We start from the raw sequence: 2331 nt of genomic DNA on the forward strand, positions 1-2331 counted from the left end.
GCGACGTGCTGCGGGGGCGGGTCGCCGTGCTGGGTGCGGATGCGGCCTTCAAACTCGGTGACATCGAGACCGCGCGGTCGCTGACGTCGCTCGGGTTCCAGGCGGGGCGCTCGGTGGGTGAGGGTGCGCTTCGCGGCTCGGCCCGGGAAGTCGCGGCCGTCAACGAGTTCTACGCCGGCCGGCCCGACGAGGCGCTCCGCCTTGCCCGGGACGGGCTGACCCACGTCAGTGGCGGTGCCGTGCGGGCCCGACTTGTCTGCCAGGAGGCGCGTGCCCTCGCCGCCCTCGGTGACGTGCGGGGCGCGGCCCAGGCCCTGGACCGGGCGTACGACCTGGCGGACGCCATCCCGGCGGACCAGTGGGGCCGTCCCGGTCCGAGTTTCGACCAGTTCAATCCGGTCGAGGTGCCCTACAACGCCACGACGGCCCTGTGTCTACTCGGCCGACCACAGGCCGCCCAGGAACACGCGGATCTCGCCCTGCCGAAGCTGGACGGGATGAACGCCCCGGGATTCCGGTCGGTGATCCGCCTCGATCTCGCCCTGGCGCTGGCCCGGCAGGGTCGCCTGGAACTCGACCAGGTCTGCGCACTGGCCACCGAGGCGATCCAGATCTCCTGGGGGCGAACCGTGGCCTCCGTCTCGGGACGCGCGGATCAGCTGCTCGCGGCCACCCGGCCGCACAGCGAGGTGCGCCAGGTGCGGGACCTCGCGGTACTCATCCGGGAGTGGCAACGCTCCGCGGCGCGGCAGCGGCCCGGCGGGCGCGCGGTTCCCGTGCCGAGCTCGCCGGTCTGACGCCGGCCACCGTACGAGGACCGTGCGAGGGCGCAGTGGCCGACGGCGCGCACCCTCCGGCGGGCTCGCCGGAGGGTGCGCGGTTCACCGCGGAGCGGACCCGCCGCGCCCTCGGTGCGATCTGCGCCAAGGCCGGCCTGGACGACTCGGATGCCATGATGATCAAGAGAACCGTGAACGCGGTGTACCGGCTGCCACGGGCCGGTGCGGTTGTCCGGATCACCGGATCGGCCGCGATGGCGCATCGGGTGAACAAGGTGGTCCGGGTGGCCCGCTGGCTGGCGGAGAACCACGTCCCGGCCGTCCGGCTGCTCCCCGGCGTGCCGGCCCCGGTCACGGCGGCCGGCTTCCTCGCGACGGTCTGGGCCGACGCGACGCCACCCGGCACCCCGCCCGGCGGTCCGGCGCCGGACACCGCGGAGCTGGCCGGCGCGCTGCGCGGTCTGCACACCCTGGCGCCGCCGGAACCGCCGCTGCCATGCTGGGATCCCCTCGACGACGTCCGCCGGCGATTATCCGACGCCGAGGCGCTCCCCGAGCCCGACCGCCGTTTCCTGGAGAAGATGACCGGCCGGATCGCGGCGGCTCTGCCCACCATCCGCTACGCGCTGCCGCGGGTCGTCATACATGGGGACGCGCATCTGGCGAACCTCGTGCGGGCCGCGGACGGCCGCGCGCTGCTCTGCGACTTCGACGCCACCTGCCTGGGGCCGGCGGAATGGGACCTGATTCCTGTGGCGGTCGGCCGGCTACGCTTCGGTCATGATCCTCAGGCCCACCTCGATCTGGCCCGGGGCTACGACTTCGACGTCACCACCTGGGACGGGTTCGCCGTCCTGCGGGCGGTCCGGGAACTGAAGCTGGTGACGAGCGTGGTGCCGATCCTGGGGAGCAGCGCGACGGTGGCCGCCCAGTTCCGGGTCAGGATCGACAGCCTGCGCTCCGGCGACACCGGCGTCCGCTGGTCCCCCTACCGTTGACGCCTCCCTCATCACCCTCGCTGTCAGGGCCCCCGGGGAGGAGACGCCCCGGGGCCGGCACCACACGAGGCACACCGTTTCCACCGGCCGGGCCGTGCGGTCCACGGAACCACATGTCATTCTGGTCAGACCTGTCGGGCCGGTCCGGCGGGTCACGTCCACGTGCCGGACGCTCGGCTCCGAACGCGGGCTACCGGGGACCGCTGTCCTGGGCGTGGTCGTCAGATCACCCCGGCCTCATGGCTTGGGTCGCCCAAACGGAGGGGAGGCCCTTGAACACGACGGAGGGAATGCCCGCCCCGGGGATCAACCAGGTGGTGTGCTGCCCGGAGAACAATCATGAACGATGATCCTCGGGAGATCGGCGCCATCCGGGCCGGCGATGCCGGAGATCGGGACCCCGCGAATCCCGGGCCGTGGGAGCGTGGCGGGCGCGTCGGGTCCCCGCCGCCGACCACCGAGCAGCCGTCCCGTTCGGCGAGCCGACTGCCGGCAGTGACGGACACCGGCCGGTCGTCTCCCGACCGGTCGTCCCCCGACCGAGCCGACCCGGA

General features: G+C 73.4%; 2 protein-coding genes and 1 pseudogene. All 3 read left to right on the plus strand.

The annotated features are described in order from the left end of the window. A pseudogene (locus AC08ON_RS09105) lies at positions 1–797 on the plus strand (hypothetical protein); the annotation flags it as partial. 35 nt (positions 798–832) lie between these two features. Further along, positions 833–1777, plus strand: coding sequence for a phosphotransferase (locus AC08ON_RS09110; RefSeq protein ID WP_476607198.1), 945 nt, complete (start codon positions 833–835; stop codon positions 1775–1777). A 339-nt stretch (positions 1778–2116) separates the two neighbouring features. Continuing rightward, the coding region (locus AC08ON_RS09115; protein WP_476616785.1) for a hypothetical protein at positions 2117–2331 on the plus strand (215 nt) is incomplete at its 3' end.

This window comes from Frankia sp. CoWAU3, from assembly GCF_977971855.1.